Annotated in this window: 2 protein-coding genes; both read right to left on the bottom strand. The window is 41.1% G+C overall.

Going from position 1 to position 236, the window contains the following annotated elements:
- The coding region (locus AOA60_RS34035; protein WP_256592871.1) for a hypothetical protein at positions 1–86 on the bottom strand (86 nt) is incomplete at its 3' end.
- Positions 50–217 carry a TRAP transporter large permease subunit gene (locus AOA60_RS23410; protein WP_256592870.1) on the bottom strand — a complete coding sequence of 56 codons (168 nt, stop codon included), beginning with the start codon at positions 215–217 and terminating at the stop codon, positions 50–52. The genes AOA60_RS34035 and AOA60_RS23410, both read right to left, overlap by 37 nt.
- Positions 218–236 lie beyond the last annotated feature (19 nt).

The following is a 236-nucleotide window of genomic DNA, read 5'->3' as shown; positions in this document are numbered from 1 at the left end:
ATACCTATGATAATGATATCGCTATAAGAAATTCCTGAAACATATTCTGCTATAATGAATGCAGCAGCACCCATAATAGGGGGCATAATTTGTCCTCCTGTGGAAGCAGATGCCTCTGCAGCTGCAGCAAACTCAGGTCTAATTTTGCCCGTTTCATCATTGGTATTGTAAATGACCCAGATGATACGGTATTTGCTACTGAACTACCAGTTATCATTCCTTGCATAGCAGACGCT

Source organism: Pseudomonas sp. 2822-17 (assembly GCF_002742485.1).
Classification (GTDB): domain Bacteria; phylum Pseudomonadota; class Gammaproteobacteria; order Pseudomonadales; family Pseudomonadaceae; genus Aquipseudomonas; species Aquipseudomonas cyclaminis.
Note: the sequence above shows the minus strand (reverse complement) of the source record. Positions and strands in the feature narration are given on the sequence as shown.

Excerpts from the sequence above, each read along its gene's own strand:
- AOA60_RS23410 (WP_256592870.1), bottom strand. The coding sequence starts at position 217 with ATGATAACTGGTAGTTCAGTAGCAAATACCGTATCATCTGGGTCATTT.